Below are 18,863 nucleotides of genomic sequence, written 5' to 3'. Positions count from 1 at the left end.
TCGTCAAGTATGTTGTGCGGGGCGATCCCCGGACCGCCCGGTCCGCACCCCACCCGAGGAGCTGGTCATGCAGTTCGGAATCTTCACCGTCGGTGACGTCACGGTCGACCCGACCACCGGTCGGCGGCCGTCCGAGCGGGACCGGATCACGGCCATGACCACCATCGCGCTCAAGGCCGAGGAGGTCGGGCTGGACGTGTTCGCCACCGGCGAGCACCACAACCCGCCGTTCGTGCCGTCGTCGCCGACCACCATGCTCGGCTGGATCGCCGCGCGCACCGAACGGCTGCTGCTGTCCACCTCGACCACGCTGATCACCACCAACGACCCGGTGAAGATCGCCGAGGACTACGCGATGCTCCAGCACCTGGCCGACGGCCGGGTGGACCTGATGATGGGTCGCGGCAACACCGGCCCGGTCTACCCGTGGTTCGGGCAGGACATCCGCAACGGCATCCCGCTCGCCATCGAGAACTACGACCTGCTGCACCGGCTGTGGCGCGAGGACGTGGTCGACTGGAAGGGCCGCTTCCGCACCCCGCTGCAGTCGTTCACCTCGACCCCACGCCCGCTCGACGGCATCCCGCCGTTCGTCTGGCACGGCTCCATCCGCAGCCCCGAGATCGCCGAGCAGGCCGCCTACTACGGCGACGGCTTCTTCGCCAACCACATCTTCTGGCCCAAGGAGCACACCCAGCGGATGGTCGGCCTCTACCGCGAGCGCTTCGCGCACCACGGCCACGGCTCACCCGACCAGGCGATCGTCGGCCTCGGCGGGCAGGTCTTCATGCGCCGCAACTCCCAGGACGCGGTGCGCGAGTTCCGGCCCTACTTCGACAACGCCCCGGTCTACGGGCACGGCCCGTCGCTGGAGGAGTTCACCCGGGAGACGCCGCTGACCGTGGGCAGCCCGCAGCAGGTCATCGACCGCACGCTGGGCTTCCGCGAGTACGTCGGCGACTACCAGCGGCAGCTGTTCCTGATGGACCACGCCGGCCTGCCGCTGAAGACGGTGCTGGAGCAGCTCGACCTGCTGGGCGAGGATGTGGTCCCGGTGCTGCGCAAGGAGTTCGACTCGATGCGTCCCGCGCACGTGCCCGAGGCGCCCACCCACGCCGCCCTGCTCGCCGCCCGCGACGCCGCGACGACCACGGAGGAGGACCGATGACCCGGCGTACGCTCGCGGTCGTCTCGGGCGGTCTCGGCCAGCCCTCGTCCACCCGCCTGCTCGCCGACCAGCTCGCCGCGGCCGCCCGCGACGAGCTGGCCGGTCGCGGCGCGGACGTGGACCTGCGCGCGGTGGAGCTGCGCGAGCACGCGCACGACGTGGTGAACCACCTGCTCACCGGCTTCCCGCCGGGCGCGCTGCGCCGGACGCTGGACGCGGTCGCGGCGGCCGACGGGCTGATCGCCGTCACGCCGGTGTTCAACGCGTCCTACAACGGGCTGTTCAAGTCCTTCTTCGACGTGGTCGACCGGGACGCGCTGGCCGGCAAGCCGGTGCTGATCGCGGCGACCGGTGGCACCGCGCGGCACTCGCTGGCGCTGGAGCACGCGGTGCGCCCGATGTTCACGTACCTGCGGGCGGTCGTGCTGCCGACGGCGGTCTTCGCCGCGCCCGAGGACTGGGCCGGCGACGACGGCGACAGCGCGCTGCGGGCCCGGATCCGGCGGGCCGCCGGCGAACTGGCCGAGCAGGTGGACCACCGGCCGCCCGCGACCGGCCCGGCCGACCCGTTCGCGCTCACCACCGACTTCGCCGACCTGCTCGCCGGCCGCGACCCGTCCTGAACCCGGGTCGGCCGGACCGGTCGCCGACCGAGGTCAGTCGTCGGCCGGTTCCGGCCGGTGGGCCACCAGCACCGGGCAGTGGGCGTGCTGCACCAGGGCCTGGCTGACCGAGCCGAGCAGCAGCCCGGCGAAGCCGCCCCGACCCCGGGAGCCGACCACCACCAGCGACGCCTCGCCGCTCGCCTCCCGCAGCGCGGTCTCCGGGGAGGCGGCGACGACGGCGCGCTCGGTCACCCGCAGCCCCGGATGCGCCCGGCGGACCGTGTCGGCCGCCGTGGCCAGCAGCTCCGTCGCCTCGGCCCGCTCGGCGGTGCCCGCCTCGGCGGCGACCTCCGGCGCCACCGCGCCGCGCTCCGGTGACCGGACGTGCAGCAGCGCCAGCTCGGCGTCGCGGCGGTCGGCCTCGTCCGCGGCCAGCTCCACCGCGTACGCCGCGGAGGCGGAGCCGTCCACACCGACCACCACCGGGCCGCCCACCGGGATCGGCTCCTCGGCCGGGCGGACCACCAGCACCGGGCAGTGCCCGTGCTGCGCCAGCTGCCCGCCCACCGAGCCGAGCAGCAGGCCGGCGAAGCCGCCCACGCCCCGGCTGCCCACCACCACCAGCTCGGCCCGGCGCGACTCCTCGACCAGGGCCGCGCCCGGGCCGCCGGCGACCTGCCGCACCTGTGCCCGCAGGCCGGGATGCCGTTCGGCCAGCTCGGCGGCGACGCGTTCCAGCATCTTCTCCGCCTCCTCGGTCGGCGCCGGCACCCCGAGGTCGTACGGGTTGAGCGGCACCCCGTAGCGCAGCGGGTGCAGGTAGCCGTGCACCAGCAGCAGGGGCCGGGACCGCGCGACGGCGGTCGCGGCGGCCAGCTCGGCGGCGGCCAGGCTGGACGGCGATCCGTCCACCCCCGCCACGACGGGTCGGTTCATCGGGACCCCCTCGGTCGACTCCCGCCATTGTGGCCGTCCGGGCCCCGCCGCGCGGGCGACGCCACGGATCCGGGCGCCGGTCGGGCGGCTGCGCGCCCGACCGGCGCCCGTGGACGCGGACCGGTCAGCCGGCCGGCTCCCGCCGGTGCCGCACGATCGCCAGCGGGCTGCGGCAGTGGTGCAGCACCGCGTGGCTGACCGAGCCGAGCAGCAGCCCCCCGAGGGTGCCCCGTCCGTGCGCGCCGACCACGGTCAGCTGCGCGTCGGTGGACTCCTCGACCAGCGCCCGGGCCGGGGTGGCGGCGATCAGCTTCGGCCGCACCGTGACCTCCGGGTAGCGCTCCGCCCAGCCGGCCACCGCCTCGGCGAGCACCCGCTCCTCGTCCGCGCGCAGCCGCTCCGGGTCGTACACCAGGGGCATGATGTCGCCGTAGCTCTCCCGCCGCGTCACCGGCTGCGGATAGAGCCAGGTGTGCACGACGACCAGGTCGGCGCCGCGCCGGGCGGCCTCGGCGAACGCGAAGCCGACCGCCTCGGTCGACAGCGCGGAGCCGTCCACCCCGACCACCACCGGTCCGGCCGCCCGGGCGTCGCCCCGGGCGATCAGCACCGGGCAGTCGGCGCGGGCGGAGAGCTGCACCGCCGCCGAACCGACCAGCAGCTCGGCGAAGCCGCCCAGACCGCGGTGCCCCAGCACCAGCAGCGCCGCGTCGCGACTCTCCCGCAGCAGCACCGCGACCGGCCCGCCGTCCACCACCGCGCCGCTCACCGGCAGGTCGGGGTCGACCTTGCGGGCCTCGTCGATCGCCTCCTGGACCAGCTTGCCGGCCTCCTGCCGCAGCTCGTCGTCGGGCAGCGTGGCGGCGACCGGGCCGAGCGGCGTGCCGAGCAACGGCCACAGGAACGCGTTCACCACCCGCAGCGGCCGGTGCCGGAGCACCGCCTCCCGCGCGGCCAGCCGCACCGCGTCCAGCGCCGACGGGGAACCGTCCACACCCACCACGACGGGGGCACCGGATCTGTCGGTCATCACGTCCTCCTTCGTCCACCTCCAGCCTGGTCCGGCGGGCCGTGCCCGGGCAGGGGCGACCGCCCCGCGCAGCTCGGGACCATCGGCCCCTTCCGCGTCGGGGGCGTGACGGGGTGTGATGGAACCACGGCTTCCTTCTGCCGACCGTGGAGGCGCCATGACCCCGCTGGAGATGCTCCGGGTCCACCCGTTCCTGGCCGGGCTGCCCGACGAGTGGCTGCCCCGGCTCACCGGGTACGCCCGCCCGGTGGTCTGGCACCCCGGGCACCGGCTGTTCCGCGCCGGCCAGCCCGCCGAGCGGTTCTGGCTGGTCCGGGGCGGCCAGGTCGCGCTGGACTTCCCGGTGCCCGGTCGCGGCGACGTGGGCATCGAGACGATCGGGGCGGGCGGGGTGCTCGGCTGGTCCTGGCTGTTCCCGCCCTACCGCTGGCAGTTCGGCGCGGTGGCCACCCAGCGCAGCACGGCGGTCGAGCTGGACGCGGACGGGGTGCGCCGGCTGATGGAGTCCGACGACACGCTCGGCCGGCAGCTCACCGCCCGGTTCATGAGCGTCGTGGTGGATCGCCTGCAGGCCTCCCGGGTGCGCCTGCTCGACCTGTACGGCTATCCCACGTCCGTGGCGAGCTGACCCGGGTCGGTGGTGCGCCGCACGACCAGCTCGCCCACCTCCAGCCGGCCGATGCGCAGCTCGCGGATCACCGCGCGGCGCACGGCCAGCCGGCCGATCACGAGCGAGCCCACCGCCAGGGCACCCACCGCCACGGCGCCCAGGGCCAGCGCGCCGACGGCCCGCGCTCCGGTCGCGCCCGCTCCGGTGGCCCTCGCCCCGACGGCCGTCGCGCCCGTGGCCCGCGCACCGGTCACGCTCGCGAGCGCGGTGCGGAGGTCTGCGGTCCGGCGGCGGCGCGATCGTACGGAAGGCATGCGCCCATCCTAGGGTCGCGCCGGCCGGATCAGGTGACGGTCAGGCCGCGCTCGGCGAACTGGCCGCGTACCCGGGCCAGCAGCTCCGGGTCCGGCGGCGCGGTGTCCGCCAGCGGGAAGGCCAGGCCCAGCTCGGCGTACTTGTGCGCGCCGAGCCGGTGGAACGGCAGCACCTCGACCCGCTCGACGGTGGCCAGTCCGGCGGCCGCGTCGGCCACCCGGGCCACCTCGTCGGGGGCGTCGGTCAGCCCGGGGACCAGCACGTACCGGATCCACATCGGCGTGCCCCGGTCGGCCAGCCGGCGGGCGAACCGCAGCGTCGGCGCGAGCCGGCCCGTGCCGGTGACCCGCCGGTACGTCGCCGGGCTGCCCGCCTTCACGTCGAGCAGCACCAGGTCGGTGGCGTCCAGCAGCGCCTCGTCGGCGCGGTCGCCGAGGAACCCGGAGGTGTCCAGCGCGGTGTGCAGGCCGAGCGCGTGACAGCGGCGCAGCAGTTCCCCGGTGAACGCCGGTTGCAGCAACGGTTCGCCGCCGCTGACCGTGACGCCGCCGCCGGCCACCGCGACGAACCGGCGGTACCGGGTCGCCAGGGCCACCATCTCGTCCACCGTGCGTCGCCGGCCGCTCCGCCCGTACCAGGTGTCCGGGCTGTGGCAGTAGCGGCAGCGCAGCGGGCAGCCGGCGAGGAAGACGACGAACCGGGTGCCCGGCCCGTCCACCCCCACCGAGGTGTCCCAGGAGTGCACCGCCCCGCGCAGGACCGGTGGCGCCGCGACGGGCGCCACCGGCGGACGGTCGGTCACAGCGACCCGTGGAACGTCCGGGACACCACGTCCCGCTGCTGCTCACGGGTGAGCCGGACGAAGTTCACCGCGTACCCGGAGACCCGGACGGTGAGCTGCGGGTACCGCTCCGGGTGGGCCATCGCGTCCAGCAGCGTGGCCCGGTCCAGCACGTTGACGTTGAGGTGGAACCCGCCGGCGTCGGTGTAGCCGTCGAGCACGCCGGCCAGGTTGGCGATCCGCTCCTCGCGGGTGTGACCCAGGCCGTCGGGGGTGACCGTGCCGGTCAACGAGATGCCGTCGCGGGCCGCGTCGTACGGCAGCTTCGCCACCGACAGCGCCGAGGCGACCAGGCCGTGGGTGTCCCGGCCGTTCATCGGGTTGGCGCCGGGCGCGAACGGCTCGCCGGCCCGCCGCCCGTCCGGCGTGGCGCCGGTGTGGGTGCCGTAGACGACGTTCGACGTGATGGTGAGCACCGACATGGTCAGCTCGGCGTCCCGGTAGGTGCGCTGCCGGCGCAGCTTCGCGGCGAACGTCTCGACCAGCCACACGGCGATGTCATCGGCCCGGTCGTCGTCGTTGCCGTACGTCGGGAACTCGCCCTCGACCGCGTAGTCGACGGCCAGCCCGGTAGCGTCGCGCAGCACCTTGACCCGGCCGTACCGGATGGCCGAGAGGCTGTCCACCGCGACCGACAGGCCGGCGATGCCGGTGGCCATGAACCGCCGCACCGGGTGGTCGTGCAGCGCCATCTCCAGCCGCTCGTACGCGTACCGGTCGTGCTGGTGGTGGATCACGTTCAACGCGTCCACGTACGTCTCGGCGAGCCAGTCCAGCGTCCGGTCGTACGCGGCGAGCACCTCGTCGTGGTCGAGCGTCTCGCCGCCGACCGGCGGGGTCGGCGGGGCCACCTGCGCACCGGTCAGCTCGTCCCGGCCGCCGTTGATCGCGTAGAGCAGCGCCTTGGCCAGGTTCGCCCGGGCGCCGAAGAACTGCATGTCCCGGCCGACCCGCATGGCCGACACGCAGCAGGCGATCGCGGTGTCGTCGTCGTACGCGGGGCGGATCAGCTCGTCGTTCTCGTACTGGATCGCGCTGGTGTCCAGCGACACCTGGGCGCAGAAGCGCTTGAACCCGTCGGGCAACCGGGGCGACCAGAGCACGGTCAGGTTCGGCTCGGGCGCCGGACCGAGGTTGTAGAGCGTCTGCAGGTAGCGGAACGTGGTGCGGGTGACCAGCGGTCGGCCGTCCGCGCCCATCCCGCCGAGCGACTCGGTGACCCAGGTCGGGTCGCCGGAGAACAGCTGGTCGTACTCGGGGGTGCGGAGGAAGCGGATGATCCGCAGCTTGATCACGAAGTCGTCGACCAGCTCCTGCGCGCCGGTCTCGTCCAGCCGCCCCTCGGCGATGTCCCGCCGCAGGTAGACGTCGACGAAGCCGGCGGTGCGCCCGAGCGACATGGCCGCGCCGTTCTGCTCCTTGGTCGCGGCCAGGTAGGCGAAGTAGAGCCACTGGATCGCCTGCTGCCCGGTGGCGGCCGGGCGGGAGATGTCGAAGCCGTACGAGGCCGCCATCTCCTTCAGCTCGCCGAGCGCGCGGATCTGCTCGGCCAGCTCCTCCCGGTCCCGGATCACCTCGTCGGTGCTGCGTCGGTCGTCCAGCGCGGCCCGGTGGGCGCGCCGCTCCTCGACCAGCCGGTCCACCCCGTACAGCGCCACCCGGCGGTAGTCGCCGATGATCCGGCCCCGCCCGTAGGCGTCGGGCAGCCCGGTGATCACGTGCGAGCGCCGGGCGGCCAGCACCGCCCGCGGGTACGCGTCGAAGACCGCGTCGTTGTGGGTGCGGCGGTACCGGGTGAAGATCTCGTGCACGCGCGGGTCGGGCTCACGGCCGTACGCCCGCAGCGCGGTCTCCACCATCCGCAGCCCGCCGGCCGGCATGATCGCCCGGCGCAGCGGCGCGTCGGTCTGCAACCCGACGATCAGCTCCCGCTCCCGGTCGACGTACCCGGGCGCGTGCGAGGTGATGGTCGACGGGGTCGCCGGGTCCACGTCGTACACCCCGCGCCGGCGCTCCTCCGGGAACAGGGCCCGCAGCCGGTCCCACACCGCGAGGGTGCGCTCGGTCGGGCCGGTGAGGAACGACGCGTCGCCGGGGTAGGGCTCGTGGTTGCGCCGGACGAAGTCGGCCACGTCGACGGTCTCCCGCCACGGTCCGTCCCGGAATCCCCGCCACGGATCCACGGTGCGCTGGTTGCCGCTCATGCTCGCTCCCTCGTTCGACCTTCACCCCGAGCCTCCCGCCCCGCCCGCCCTCCCGGCAGAGCCCCACGGACCCCCGTGCCCGGGACCTACGCCCCTCCCGCCGACCGGGTCGACGCGACGACCGCTGCCGCGCCGGGCGGCCGCCCGGCGCGGACAGGGGGGTCAGCGGGGGAGGGGGTGGGCCCGCAGGAGGCGGGCCCACCAGGGACGGTCGTCGGGGCGGGGGCGGGGGATCGACGCGCCGCGGAGGCTGAGCCAGCCGCCGGGGCCCATCGTCACCGTGCCGACCGCCGGTGGGCGGCGGCGGGACCACAGCGCCACGGCGGCGGTGAGCGCGGCCACCGCGAACGCGCCGGTGGCGGCCGCGACCAGCTGGTCCGGGTCGACCACCCGGCGGTAGCGGACCCGGCCGTCGGCCAGGACGAACGCGCCCACCGGGCGACCGGAGCAGGTCACCGGCACCAGCGCGGCGCCCGGCGTGCCGGGCAGCTCCAGCACCGGCCCCACCGCACCGACGGCGGCCGGGGCCACCGGCTCGGGGGCGGCGGGCGCCGGGTCCGCGGCCGGCGGCGCGGGCCGGGGAACCGGGGGAACGGTGGCCAGGCCGGTCGGGTTGAAGATGGCGGTCATGACGGTGCCCTCCTAGCGGGAGTCGGAGTTGTCGGTGCCGGCCTCGACCGCGGCCCGGCCGGCGGCCAACCGCGCCACCGGCACCCGGTACGGCGAGCAGGACACGTAGTCGAGTCCGGCCGCGGCGAAGAACGCGATCGAGTCGGGGTCGCCGCCGTGCTCGCCGCAGACGCCGACGGTCAGGTCCGGTCGGGCCGCCCGGCCCTCGGCGACGGCGAGCCGGACCAGCCGCCCGACGCCTGCGGTGTCGACGCTCTCGAACGGCGACACCCCGAAGATGCCCCGGGCCAGGTACGCGGGGAAGAACGACCCCTCCACGTCGTCCCGGGAGAACGCCCAGGTGGTCTGCGTCAGGTCGTTGGTGCCGAGGGAGAAGAAGCTCGCCTCGCCGGCGATCTCCCCGGCGGTGAGCGCCGCCCGGGGCGTCTCGACCATGGTGCCGATCGGGATCTCCGGTGCGCCGTCGACAGCGGCCAGCACGCGGCGCGCCTCGTCCCGGACGGCGGCGAGTTCCCGCACGTCCCCGACCAGCGGGACCATGATCTCCGGGCGCGGGTCGCCGCCGGCCCGCAGCCGCTGCGCGGCCGCCTCCGCGAGCGCCCGCACCTGCATGGCGAACAGCCCCGGCACCACCAGCCCGAGCCGGACGCCGCGCAGCCCGAGCATCGGGTTCGCCTCGTGCATCCGCCGCACCGCCGCCAGCAGCGTGGCGTCGCGACCCGGGTCCTCGCCGCGCGCCTCGGCACGGGCCACCCGGGCGGTCAGTTCGGCCAGCGGGGGCAGGAACTCGTGCAGCGGTGGGTCCAGCAGCCGCACGGTGACCGGCAGACCGTCCATCGCGGCCAGCAGCCCGACGAAGTCGGCCCGCTGCAACGGCAGCAGCGCGTCCAGCGCCGCCCGCAGCTCGGTCGGGTCCGTGGCCAGGATCAGCCGCTCGACCAGTTCCCGGCGCTCGCCGAGGAACATGTGCTCGGTCCGGCACAACCCGATCCCGGCGGCGCCGAAGCGGCGGGCCCGGCGCGCGTCCTCCGGCGTGTCCGCGTTCGCCCGCACCCCGAGCGTCCGCACCGCGTCGGCGTGCGTGAGCAGGCGGTGCACGGCGGCGACCAGCGGGTCGCTCTCCGGGCGCAGCTCACCGGCCAGGTAGCGAGCCACCGGGGACGGCTGCACCGGCACCTCGCCGAGCCAGATCCGTCCACTGGTGCCGTCGATCGAGATCAGCTCGCCGGCCGGCACCACCCGGTCGCCGACGCGGAACTCGCCGCGTTCGACGTCGATGCGCAGCGCGTCCGCCCCGCACACGCAGGTGCGGCCCATGCCCCGGGCCACCACGGCGGCGTGCGAGGTCTTGCCGCCGCGCGAGGTGAGCACGCCGGCCGCGGCGATCATGCCGGGCAGGTCGTCCGGGGTGGTCTCCGGGCGGACCAGGATCACCGGCCCGGTGGCCGCCGCCGCGGCGGCGGAGTCGAACACCACCCGCCCCACCGCGGCTCCCGGCGACGCGCCCACCCCGACGGCGAGCGGCTCCGGCGCGCCGGTCGTGTCGAAGGCGGGGAACGCGAGCTGGGCGAGCTGCGCCCCGGTGACCCGGGTCAGCGCCTCGTCGGCGGTGATCAGCCCCTCCTCGGCCAGCTGCGCGGCGATCACGAACGCTGCCGCCGGGGTGCGCTTGCCGACCCGGGTCTGCAGCATCCACAGCCGGCCGCGCTCGATGGTGAACTCGACGTCGCACAGGTCGCGGTAGTGCCGCTCCAGCGTCGCCATGATCTCCCGCAGCCGGTGGAAGCTCGCCGGGTCCAGCCGGGCCAGCTCGGTCAGCGGCACCGTGTTGCGGATGCCGGCCACCACGTCCTCGCCCTGCGCGTCGGTCAGGTAGTCGCCGTACACGCCGGGCGCGCCGGTGGCCGGGTCGCGGGTGAACGCCACCCCGGTCCCGGAGTCGGGGCCGAGGTTGCCGAACACCATGGCCATCACGTTGACCGCGGTGCCCAGGTCGTCCGGGATCCGCTCCTGGCGCCGGTAGATCCGGGCCCGCTCCGAGTGCCACGAGGAGAACACCGCCCGCACGGCCAGGAAGAGCTGCTCGTGCGGGGCCTGCGGGAAGTCGTGACCGACGTGCCGGGCGAAGATCTTCTTGTACGTGTCGACCAGGTCGCGCAGCTGCTCGGCGCTCGGCCCGCCCGGCCCGGCGGTGGCCCGCACCGCCGCCAGCTCGTGCTCGAACTCCTCGGCCGGGATGCCGTGCACGGTGCGGCCGAACATCTGGATCAACCGCCGGTAGGAGTCCCAGGCGAAGCGCTCCTCGCCGGTGCGCGCGGCGAGCCCGGCCACCGTGGCGTCGTTCAGCCCGATGTCCAGGATCGTCTCCATCATCCCCGGCATCGAGAACCGCCCGCCGGAGCGGACCGCCAGCAGCAGCGGGTCGCGCGGGTCGCCCAGCCACCGGTCCAGCCGCGCCTCGACCTCGCGCAGGTGCGCGTTGATCTCCTCGTACAGCCCGGCCGGCGGGGCGCCGGTGGCCAGGTAGGCGCGGCAGGCGTCGGTGGTCACGGTGAACCCGGGTGGCACGGGCAGCCCGAGCCGGGTCATCTCGGCCAGGTTGGCGCCCTTGCCGCCGAGCAGGTCGGCCCGGCTCCGGTCACCCTCGATGAAGTCGTAGACGTACTTCGGCATGGTCCGGCCTCCTCGGCTGTGTCGTTCCTCCTCCTTGGTAGCGGTGCCGGCGGTCGGCGCGGCAGGGCCGGACGGGACCTCAGGCGGGCCGGAGGTCCCGAGCGTGTCGGTGGGGCCGCGTATCGTTCCCGGCCGTGACCAGTGAGGTGCGGCTCCGCCCGGTACGCGACGACGACCTGCCCGCGTTCTTCGCCCACGAGCAGGATCCGCAGGCCACCTGGATGGCCGCCTTCGGCCCGGCGGACCCGTCCGACCGGGCCGCGTTCGACGCCCACTGGGCGCGCATCCGCGCCGACGAGCGGATCGTCAACCGCGCCGTGGTGGTCGACGGCGAGGTGGTCGGGCGGGTGGCCGCGTTCCCGGTCGGTGAGCGCACCGAGGTCAGCTACTGGATCGACCCGGCCCGCTGGGGTCGCGGTCACGCCACCGCCGCGCTCCGCGCGCTGCTGCGCGAGCTGCCGCCGGGGCCGGTGCACGCCCGCGCCGCCAAGGACAACGCCGCCTCCCTCGCGGTGCTGCGCAAGTGCGGCTTCGTCGTGGTCGGCGAGGACTCCGGATACGCCGCGGGCCGCGGCGCGGAGGTCGAGGAGTACGTGCTGGAGCTGCCCGCCGGGGCGGCTGACCAGGGCGCCCACTAGTCTCCCCGGGGTGAACTGGCTGGAACTCGTCGGCTGGGCCGGCTCCGCGCTGCTGGTCTGGTCCCTGCTGCAGACGCGCATCCTGCGGCTGCGCGCGCTCAACCTGGTCGGCTGCCTGATCCTGATCGGCTACAACGCCGCCGTGCACGTCTGGCCGATGGTCGGGCTGAACGTGGTGCTCGCCGTGATCAACGTCTGGTACCTGCGCCGGCTGCTGGCCACCCGGCACGACGAGCAGACCTACCAGGTGGTGGAGGTGGGCACCGACGACGCGTTCCTGGCCCACACGCTGCGGGTGCACGCCGCCGACATCGCCCGGTTCAACCCGGCGTTCCGGTGGGACCCGACCGACGCCGACCGCTCCGCCTTCCTGGTGGTCCGGTCCGACGAGGTGGTGGGCGTGATGGTGTCGCACGCCGAGGCCGACGGGGTGGCCCAGATCGACCTGGACTACGTCACCCCGCCGTTCCGCGACTTCACCCCCGGCGAGTTCGTCTACCGGCGCAGCCGCCTCTTCACCGACCGGGGCTTCCGCCGGGTGGTCAGCCCGCCGGGCATGGTCGCCCCCTACTACCACCGGCTCGGTTTCCGTCCCGAGGGCGACGCGTACGTGCTGGACCTGCCCGCCCCGGCCTGAGTCCGGTCAGTCCCGGGGCCGGCCGAACCAGCGGCCGAGCGCGGCGCGCAGCCCGTCCCGGTCCGGGTCGCCGGCGGTGGACGCCCAGGCGACGTAGCAGTCGGGCCGCAGCAGCAGCGCGGTCGAGGTGGTGCCGCCCAGCCGGCCGGTGACCAGGTCGACCCGGTCGCGCCACGGCCCGGCGGCGTCGGCCAGGGCGCCGGTGCCGTCGAGCAGCAACGGGCGCGCCTCGCGGGTCAGCTCGGCCAGCCGTACCGGCCCGGCGTCGCCGTGCACCTGCACGTCCGGCGCCCAGCTCCCGACCGGCGGCGCACCCGGCCCGAGGTCGTAGCGCACGTCCGCGCCGGCCATCAGCGCGGCCACGTGCGCGGCGTTCTCCGGCCGGGCGAGCAGCTCGGCGACCAGCTCGCGCAGCGCGGTGACCTCGCTTCCGGGCGCGATCAGGGCGGACTGGGCCTGGGTCGACACGGTGACCCGCCGGGCCGCCGGGCGGCGCTCGGTCTCGTAGGTGTCGAGCAACCCGTCCGGCGCCCAGCCGTGCAGCCGCGCGGCCAGCTTCCAGCCGAGGTTGACCGCGTCCTGTAACCCCAGGTTGAGTCCCGGGCCGCCGATCGCGGAGTGCACGTGGGCGGCGTCGCCGAGCAGCAGCACCCGCCCGTCGCGGTAGCGCTCGGCCAGCCGCGTGTTGCCGCCGACCAAGCGGCGCAGCACGTGCGGTCCGGCGCCGGCCGGCGGGGCGAGCGGCACCTCGGCGCCGATCACCCGGGCGATGCTGGCCCGCATCTCGGCGAGCGTCATCGGCGTCGACGCCTCCGGCTCGTCCGGCCACTCGGTGGTGCTGACCAGGGGCGGGCGGTCGGGGAACGGCGCCCAGACGATCAGTCCACGTTCGGTGCGGGTGTGGTGGAACGGCGGGACGACCCCGTGACCGGGCACCCTGATGCCGCCGGTGGCCGGGTCGATCGACTCCGCCGGCACGCCGACCTGGGCGGTACGCGAGACGGACCGGTCCGTGGTCACGCCCGGGAAGCCGATTGCGGCGAGCTTGCGGACCGTGCTGTGCCCGCCGTCCGCGCCGACCAGGTACCGGCAGGTGAGCGACGTGCCGTCGGCGAACCCGACCTCCACCGCGTCGTCGCGCTGCCGCAGTGCCGTCACCTCGTGCCCCCGGCGTATCCGCACGCCCAGCTCGGCGGCCCGCTCGGCGAGCACCCGCTCGATCTGCCGCTGCGGCACGGCCAGCCCGTGCAGCGGGTTGTCCGCGACACCGCTCAGGTCCAGCGGCAACGCGCCGAAGACGAACCGGGGTGCCGGTCGCGGTGGCGCGGCGTCGCCGGTGAGGCGCTGGTACAGGCCGCGCCGGTCGAGCATCCGGACCACCTGGCCGACCAGGCCGTTGGCCCGGTTCTCGGTGGTCGGCTCGACCAGCCGGTCGCACACCACCGGCCGGATCCCGGCCAGCGCCAGCTCGCCGGCGAGCATCAGGCCGTTCGGCCCGGCCCCGACGACCAGGACATCGATCATGGCAAGATCTTTCCAGGGTACGGCGAACCGGCCGGTGGGCCGGCGGCCGACCGGGCGGGGGAGCGGGCGGGTCAGCGGGGCGGGGGCAGGCCGGCGGCGAGCTGGGCCAGCGCGTCGGAGAGGAGTCGGGCGACCGGCTCCGGCCGGTCGGCGCGGAGGAAGTGCCGCGTCGCCGCGCCGGAAGCCGCGCCGACCGCGGCGGCCACCAGGTGCGGGTAGAGGTCGTGGGCGGCGTCGGTGCCGGTGCGCTCGGCGACCGCCTCGGCCAGCTCCGCCTCGGCGAGCGCGCCGGACCGCAGCATCTCGCCCTGCAGCGCCGGCTCGGCGAGCATCACGCGCAGGCCGGCGACCCACTCGTCGTGGGCGTTCGGGGGCGACTGCGCAACCTCCGGCCCCGGCGCCCACGCCGACAGGACCGCCGCCTCGATCGCGGACCAGAGCGGCTCGCCGGCCGGACGCGCCCGCAGCGCGTCCGCCACCCGGCGGCTGCGGTCGAGGTGCCGGGCCGCGATCGCCTCGGCCTTGCTGGCGAAGTAGTTGTTGAACGTGCGCGGGGACACGCCGGCGGCCTGGGCGATGTCCTCGACCAGCACGTTGTCGTAGCCGCGCGCCACGGTCAGCCGGATCGCCGCCCAACTCAGCGCCGCCCGGGTCTCGGCCTTCTTGCGCTCCCGCAGTCCGCTCACGATGCCACGGTAGCAAAAGATGCGTGGAACGCAAAGATGCGGACCGCGCATTTTTTGCCCGTACGGCCGGTGCCCGCACAGGATTCAGGCGCGCGTCGGCGGGGCACAGAGGGGCAACGCCGACCGGATCTGCCGGCCGGCGAGTCGGCCATCGGCCGACTGGGATCGGGCCGAGGGAGAGAACCGCTCGTGCAGAGCTACTGGAGCCAGTTGGCCCTGGTCGGTGTGCTGGTGATCGTCAACGCGGCCTTCGCCGGCAGCGAGATGGCCCTGGTCTCGTTGCGGGACAGCCAACTGCAGCGGCTGGAGCGCAGCAGCCGCGCCGGCCGTACGCTGGCCCGCCTCGCCAAGGACCCGAACCGGTTCCTGGCCACCATCCAGATCGGCATCACCCTCGCCGGGTTCCTCGCCTCCGCCGCCGCCGCGGTCTCGCTGGCCCGCCCGCTGGTGCCGCTGCTCGGCGCGTTCGGCGACGCCGCCGAGACCGTCGCCATCGTCGCGGTCACCCTGGTCCTCACGTTCGTCACGCTGGTCTTCGGCGAGCTGGCGCCCAAGCGCATCGCCATGCAGTCCGCCGAGCGGTGGGCGTTGCTGGTGGCCCGCCCGCTGGACATGCTGGCCAGCGTGACCCGGCCGGCGGTGTGGGCGCTCGGCGCCACCAGCGACCTGGTGGTCCGCCTCTTCGGCCTCGACCCCAAGCACGAGCCCGACGAGATCGGTCCGGACGAGCTGCGCGACATCGTCGCCGGCAACCACGGCTTCACCAAGGAGCAGCGCACCATCATCGCCGGCGCGGTGGAGATCGCCGACCGTCAGCTGCGCGCGGTCCTCGTACCCCGGTTGCAGGTCTTCACGCTCGACAGCGGCACCACCGCGGACGCCGCGCGGCTGGTCCTCGCGGCCACCGGCCACTCCCGGGCGCCCGTGGTCCGCCACGGTGGCCTGGACGACGCGGTCGGCGTGATCCACCTGCGCGACCTGGTCGGCGTCCCCGACGACCGGCCGGTCGACGAGATCGCCCGACCGCCGATGCTGCTGCCCGACTCGCTTCCCGTGGTCGACGCGCTGCGTCAGTTCAAGGCCGAGCGCCAGCACATCGCGCTGGTGGTGGACGAGCGCGGCGCGGTCGACGGGATCGTCACGCTGGAGGACATCCTCGAGGAGATCGTCGGCGAGATCTACGACGAGACCGACCGGGACCTGCGCGCGGTCCGCACCGAGGCCGACGGGACGCTGGTGCTGCCCGGCACCTTCCCGGTGCACGACCTCACCGACCTCGGCGTGGACCTGCCGAACCGGCCGGCCGGCGACTACACCACCGTCGCCGGGCTGGTCCTGATCTGCCTCGGCCACATCCCGACGGTCGCCGGGGAGACGGTCCAGGTCGACGGCTGGGAGCTGACCGTCGCCGGCGTCGACCAGCGCGCCATCACCGAGGTGCAGGTCCGCCGCCGCAGCCGGCGCGGCCCGGACGACGGCGACGGGGACCCGGCCGACGGCACGGACGAGGCGACCGACGGCTCCACGGACCGGGCCCTGGACGAGGCCCGGCACTGAGCCGTCCCCCGGCCGGCCCGGGTCACCGACGGTCGGCCGGCGGGCCGAACGGGAAACCGGGCACCGGCGGCCGCAGCTGCACCGCGTCCGCCGGAAGTTGGTGCGTGCTGCGCCCGATCAGCCGGGCGACCGCCCGCAGCAGCCACGGCCCGGACGGGTGCAGTTCCGGTCCGATCAGCCGGCTCGTCACCCGGGTCCACCAGTGCCCGGCGACGATCACGTCGGTGATCCGCAGCCGGTCCGGCGGCCAGCCGCCCCGCACCACCACGTCCACCACCCGGCCCAGCCGCCGCCCGTGCAGGTCGTACGCGGCGCGGCCGAGAAGTTCACCCGCTCGCACGGTTCGACCCCGGGATCCGTTCGATCAGGTGCCGCCGCAGCCACGACTCCACCGGTGACGGCGGCAGGTCCGCGGCCCGGCAGCGCAACCGGACCGCGCTGTCCACCCGGGCCACCTGGGCCAGCGGCACGCGCAACGGCGGCACCGGCGGGTCGTCGGTGAACCGGTCGGCCACCCCCACCAGCAGCCGCCCCACCCAGCCGCCGATCCGCTGGCCGAGTGCTCCCTGACCGGTGAGCAGACAGTCCACGTACGGATAGCCCTCGTCGTCGACCGCGAACGCGATGTCGTCGACCCGCCCCACGAGCCGACCGTCGACGTCGACGATCTGCCGGTCGAGCAGCCGTTTCGCGAGCTGGACCCTCATCGCCCCATCCCCGTCATCACCGCCAGCGGGATCGCCGCCACCGACGCGGCCACGATCAGCAGCAGGAACACCGCGCCGAGCAGGTTGGTCCACCACCCGTTGACCCGGTCCCCGAGGTATCCCCGGTCGTTGGCCACCACCAGGATCGGCAGATAGGTCAACGGCAGCACCACCGCGCTCAGCACCAGCATGTACTCGGTCAACCGCACCGGGTCCACGGTCGTCATCAGCATCACCACGCCGAGCAGCAGCCCGACCAGCAGGACGCTGTGGAACCGGGCCGCCTCCCGCGGGCTGACCCGCTTGCCCCACTGCCACCCGAAGTACTGCGCCGCCGCGTACGCCGCGGACAGCCCGGTCTCCAACGCCGCGCCGAACGTCACCGCGAAGAACGCCAGCACGGCCGCGGCCAGCCCGGCCCCGCCCAGCGCGGCCGCCACCGGCCGGGCCACCTCGTCCAGCGTGCCCAGCGACGTCCCCGACGGGTGGTAGGCCACCGTCGCCACGGCGATCAGCGACAGCGCCAGGAACCCACCCACCGGGAAACCGATCAGCACGTTGGAGCGGGCGTGCGCCAGGTCCGCCGCGCTCCACCGCTCCTCGACCCCGCCGGAGGAGAAGAAGAACACCTCGTACGGGCTGACGGTCGACGCGAACAGCGCCACCGCCACGAACCAGTACAGCGGCCAGCCGTGCCCGGCCGCGCCGACCTGCCACGCCCCGCGCCCCAGCTCCGCCCAGTCGGTCGGCAGCGCGACCAGCGCGACCGCGAACACCAGCAACGCCAGCCCGGCCAGGCCGAAGATCCGCTCCATCAGCTCGAACCGCATCCGCCACAGCACCAACCAGACCGCCAGCGCGGCCAGCGGCACCCAGAGCAGGTGGCTCAGCCCGGTCGCCAGTTGCAGCGCGAGCGCCACCCCACCCAGCTCCGCCGCCAGGGTGACCACCGTGACCAGCCACGAGGAGACCAGGTTGAGCAGCGCCACCCGCGGGCCGAGCCGCTCCCGGACCAGGTCGAACACCGCCCGGCCGCTCACCGCCGCGATCCGGCCGGCCATCTCCGCGTACGCGCAGATGCCCACCACCCCGACCAGCAGCACCCAGGCGTGGGCCATGCCGAACAGCGCGCCGGCCTGGCTGGCGGCCACCAGGTCGCCGATGTCGACGAAGCCGCCGACCGCCGACAGCACGCCCAGGGTGACGGCGAGGAGCTTCCTCACGTCGGGTCGGCGGCACGCGGTCTCATCGACGCGACGATATCGGCGTCAGCGCCCGGTTTCGGGCGAATGGGTCAGCCGGCGGTGAGGTTCTGCAACCGCACCTGGCCGCGCGCGACCAGCCGGGCGTCCCCGTCGGTGATCTCCACCAGCCAGAGCTGCTGGCTGCGCCCCCGGTGCACCGGCGTGCCGACGGCGGTCAGCTCCCCGTCGCGGACCGCGCGCAGGAAGTCGGTCTGGTTCGACACCCCGACCACGTTGCCCCGCTCGCCCAGCCAGAGTGCGCCGCCGACGCTGGCCGCGGTCTCCACCACCGAGCAGTAGACGCCGCCGTGCTGGATCCCGTACGGCTGGTGCAGCTCCGGGCGGACCTTCCAGCGGATCACCACCCGGTCGCCGCTGACCTCGTCGAACGTCAGCCCCAACAGGGCCACGAAACCCCCGCTCAGGTTCGGCATCTCCACCGCGGTTCCTCCTCGCGCTCGACGGCGCCGCCAGCCTAGTCGGCCCCACCGTCGGCAAACCGGGTACGGCCCGGGCCGGGGGATGGGGGAGAATCGGTGACCGTGACCGACAGCAACCTCCCGCAGGGGCGGGACTCCCTGACCGAAGACCTGCTGTGGCGGGGCCTGATCCAGGACTCGACCGGCCTCGACGAGCTGCGCGAGCTGCTCGACGGCGGGAGCACCACCTTCTATGTGGGCTTCGACCCCACGGCGCCCAGCCTGCACATCGGCAACCTGATGCAGGTCGTCATGGCGCGCCGGCTCCAGCTCGCCGGACACCGGCCGCTGCTGCTGGTCGGCGGCGCCACCGGTCAGATCGGCGACCCCAAGGAGAGCGCCGAGCGGACGCTGAACCCGCCCGAGGTCATCGCCGGTT

General features: G+C 75.0%; 20 protein-coding genes (1 of these 20 running past the window's edge). 7 read left to right on the top strand and 13 right to left on the bottom strand.

Features of this window, described 5'->3' with window-relative positions:
• Window positions 1-67: 67 nt before the first annotated feature.
• Together CO540_RS07745 and CO540_RS07740 are read left to right on the top strand one after the other, a co-directional pair.
• Window positions 68-1,168 (top strand): LLM class flavin-dependent oxidoreductase, encoded by a 1,101-nt coding sequence (locus CO540_RS07745; RefSeq protein WP_099161503.1) that lies wholly within the window; start codon window positions 68-70, stop codon window positions 1,166-1,168.
• Window positions 1,165-1,791, top strand: coding sequence for a CE1759 family FMN reductase (locus tag CO540_RS07740; RefSeq protein ID WP_099161502.1), 627 nt, complete (start codon window positions 1,165-1,167; stop codon window positions 1,789-1,791). Before CO540_RS07745 ends, CO540_RS07740 begins: the two co-directional genes overlap by 4 nt.
• A gap of 33 nt (window positions 1,792-1,824) precedes the next feature.
• Here CO540_RS07740 and CO540_RS07735 read toward each other — a convergent pair whose 3' ends face one another.
• Entirely contained in the window at window positions 1,825-2,709 is an 885-nt protein-coding gene (locus tag CO540_RS07735) for a universal stress protein (protein ID WP_099161501.1), read from the bottom strand.
• A gap of 124 nt (window positions 2,710-2,833) precedes the next feature.
• A complete protein-coding gene (locus CO540_RS07730; RefSeq protein WP_099161500.1) occupies window positions 2,834-3,739 on the bottom strand; it encodes a universal stress protein in 906 nt (301 codons plus the stop codon).
• A gap of 157 nt (window positions 3,740-3,896) precedes the next feature.
• Here CO540_RS07730 and CO540_RS07725 point away from each other — a divergent pair, with 157 nt between their 5' ends.
• Window positions 3,897-4,367, top strand: a complete 471-nt coding sequence (locus CO540_RS07725; RefSeq protein WP_098745310.1) for a cyclic nucleotide-binding domain-containing protein — start codon at window positions 3,897-3,899, stop codon at window positions 4,365-4,367.
• On the opposite strand, the gene CO540_RS07720 is transcribed toward CO540_RS07725, so the two are convergent.
• The 5 genes from CO540_RS07720 to ppdK all read right to left on the bottom strand — a co-directional run bounded on the left by CO540_RS07720 (window position 4,343) and on the right by ppdK (window position 11,012).
• Complete coding sequence (locus tag CO540_RS07720) at window positions 4,343-4,663, bottom strand: hypothetical protein (protein WP_216642357.1); 321 nt, start codon at window positions 4,661-4,663, stop codon at window positions 4,343-4,345. The genes CO540_RS07725 and CO540_RS07720 overlap by 25 nt on opposite strands.
• Before the next feature lie 29 nt (window positions 4,664-4,692).
• Complete coding sequence (pflA, locus tag CO540_RS07715; protein WP_216642356.1) at window positions 4,693-5,448, bottom strand: pyruvate formate-lyase-activating protein; 756 nt, start codon at window positions 5,446-5,448, stop codon at window positions 4,693-4,695.
• A 14-nt stretch (window positions 5,449-5,462) separates the two neighbouring features.
• Window positions 5,463-7,709: a formate C-acetyltransferase gene (gene pflB, locus CO540_RS07710; RefSeq protein ID WP_099161498.1), complete on the bottom strand. Its 2,247-nt coding sequence runs from the start codon at window positions 7,707-7,709 to the stop codon at window positions 5,463-5,465.
• Window positions 7,710-7,871: 162 nt separating this feature from the next.
• The gene (locus CO540_RS07705; RefSeq protein ID WP_099161497.1) at window positions 7,872-8,339 is read right to left on the bottom strand and encodes a hypothetical protein; all 468 of its coding nucleotides are present in this window, start codon (window positions 8,337-8,339) and stop codon (window positions 7,872-7,874) included.
• Window positions 8,340-8,351: 12 nt separating this feature from the next.
• The gene (gene ppdK, locus CO540_RS07700; RefSeq protein WP_099161496.1) at window positions 8,352-11,012 is read right to left on the bottom strand and encodes a pyruvate, phosphate dikinase; all 2,661 of its coding nucleotides are present in this window, start codon (window positions 11,010-11,012) and stop codon (window positions 8,352-8,354) included.
• 134 nt (window positions 11,013-11,146) lie between these two features.
• Between ppdK and CO540_RS07695 the strand changes: the two genes are divergently transcribed.
• Together CO540_RS07695 and CO540_RS07690 are read left to right on the top strand one after the other, a co-directional pair.
• A complete protein-coding gene (locus CO540_RS07695) occupies window positions 11,147-11,650 on the top strand; it encodes a GNAT family N-acetyltransferase (protein WP_099161495.1) in 504 nt (167 codons plus the stop codon).
• Between the two features lie 10 nt (window positions 11,651-11,660).
• Window positions 11,661-12,287, top strand: coding sequence for a YgjV family protein (locus CO540_RS07690; RefSeq protein WP_099161494.1), 627 nt, complete (start codon window positions 11,661-11,663; stop codon window positions 12,285-12,287).
• 6 nt (window positions 12,288-12,293) lie between these two features.
• Here the strand turns inward: CO540_RS07690 and CO540_RS07685 are convergent, their stop codons facing one another.
• Both CO540_RS07685 and CO540_RS07680 read right to left on the bottom strand, forming a co-directional pair.
• Window positions 12,294-13,811: an FAD-dependent monooxygenase gene (locus CO540_RS07685; protein WP_099161493.1), complete on the bottom strand. Its 1,518-nt coding sequence runs from the start codon at window positions 13,809-13,811 to the stop codon at window positions 12,294-12,296.
• A gap of 71 nt (window positions 13,812-13,882) precedes the next feature.
• A complete protein-coding gene (locus CO540_RS07680; protein ID WP_216642355.1) occupies window positions 13,883-14,497 on the bottom strand; it encodes a TetR/AcrR family transcriptional regulator in 615 nt (204 codons plus the stop codon).
• Window positions 14,498-14,686: 189 nt separating this feature from the next.
• Between CO540_RS07680 and CO540_RS07675 the strand changes: the two genes are divergently transcribed.
• Window positions 14,687-16,054, top strand: coding sequence for a hemolysin family protein (locus CO540_RS07675; RefSeq protein WP_253866545.1), 1,368 nt, complete (start codon window positions 14,687-14,689; stop codon window positions 16,052-16,054).
• Between the two features lie 22 nt (window positions 16,055-16,076).
• Here the strand turns inward: CO540_RS07675 and CO540_RS07670 are convergent, their stop codons facing one another.
• The 4 genes from CO540_RS07670 to CO540_RS07655 all read right to left on the bottom strand — a co-directional run bounded on the left by CO540_RS07670 (window position 16,077) and on the right by CO540_RS07655 (window position 18,439).
• On the bottom strand, window positions 16,077-16,394 hold the full coding sequence (locus CO540_RS07670) for a hypothetical protein (protein WP_099161491.1): 318 nt from the start codon (window positions 16,392-16,394) through the stop codon (window positions 16,077-16,079).
• Complete coding sequence (locus tag CO540_RS07665) at window positions 16,381-16,761, bottom strand: hypothetical protein (protein WP_091577890.1); 381 nt, start codon at window positions 16,759-16,761, stop codon at window positions 16,381-16,383. Before CO540_RS07665 ends, CO540_RS07670 begins: the two co-directional genes overlap by 14 nt.
• The gene (locus CO540_RS07660; RefSeq protein WP_099161490.1) at window positions 16,758-17,984 is read right to left on the bottom strand and encodes an NRAMP family divalent metal transporter; all 1,227 of its coding nucleotides are present in this window, start codon (window positions 17,982-17,984) and stop codon (window positions 16,758-16,760) included. The genes CO540_RS07665 and CO540_RS07660 overlap by 4 nt, the downstream gene beginning before the upstream one ends.
• 71 nt (window positions 17,985-18,055) lie before the next feature.
• Window positions 18,056-18,439, bottom strand: a complete 384-nt coding sequence (locus tag CO540_RS07655; protein WP_172967997.1) for a PaaI family thioesterase — start codon at window positions 18,437-18,439, stop codon at window positions 18,056-18,058.
• Between the two features lie 108 nt (window positions 18,440-18,547).
• Here CO540_RS07655 and tyrS point away from each other — a divergent pair, with 108 nt between their 5' ends.
• Window positions 18,548-18,863 carry the beginning of a tyrosine--tRNA ligase gene (gene tyrS, locus CO540_RS07650; RefSeq protein WP_091583721.1) on the top strand. Its footprint extends 968 nt past the window's final position, so the window shows 316 of its 1,284 coding nt (coding positions 1-316); its start codon is at window positions 18,548-18,550; its stop codon lies beyond the right edge, outside the window.

The organism is Micromonospora sp. WMMA2032 (assembly GCF_002688545.1).
Lineage (GTDB): Bacteria > Actinomycetota > Actinomycetes > Mycobacteriales > Micromonosporaceae > Micromonospora > Micromonospora sediminicola.
The sequence above is the reverse complement of the archived record's forward strand: the minus strand, read 5'-3'. Positions and strand labels throughout refer to the sequence as shown.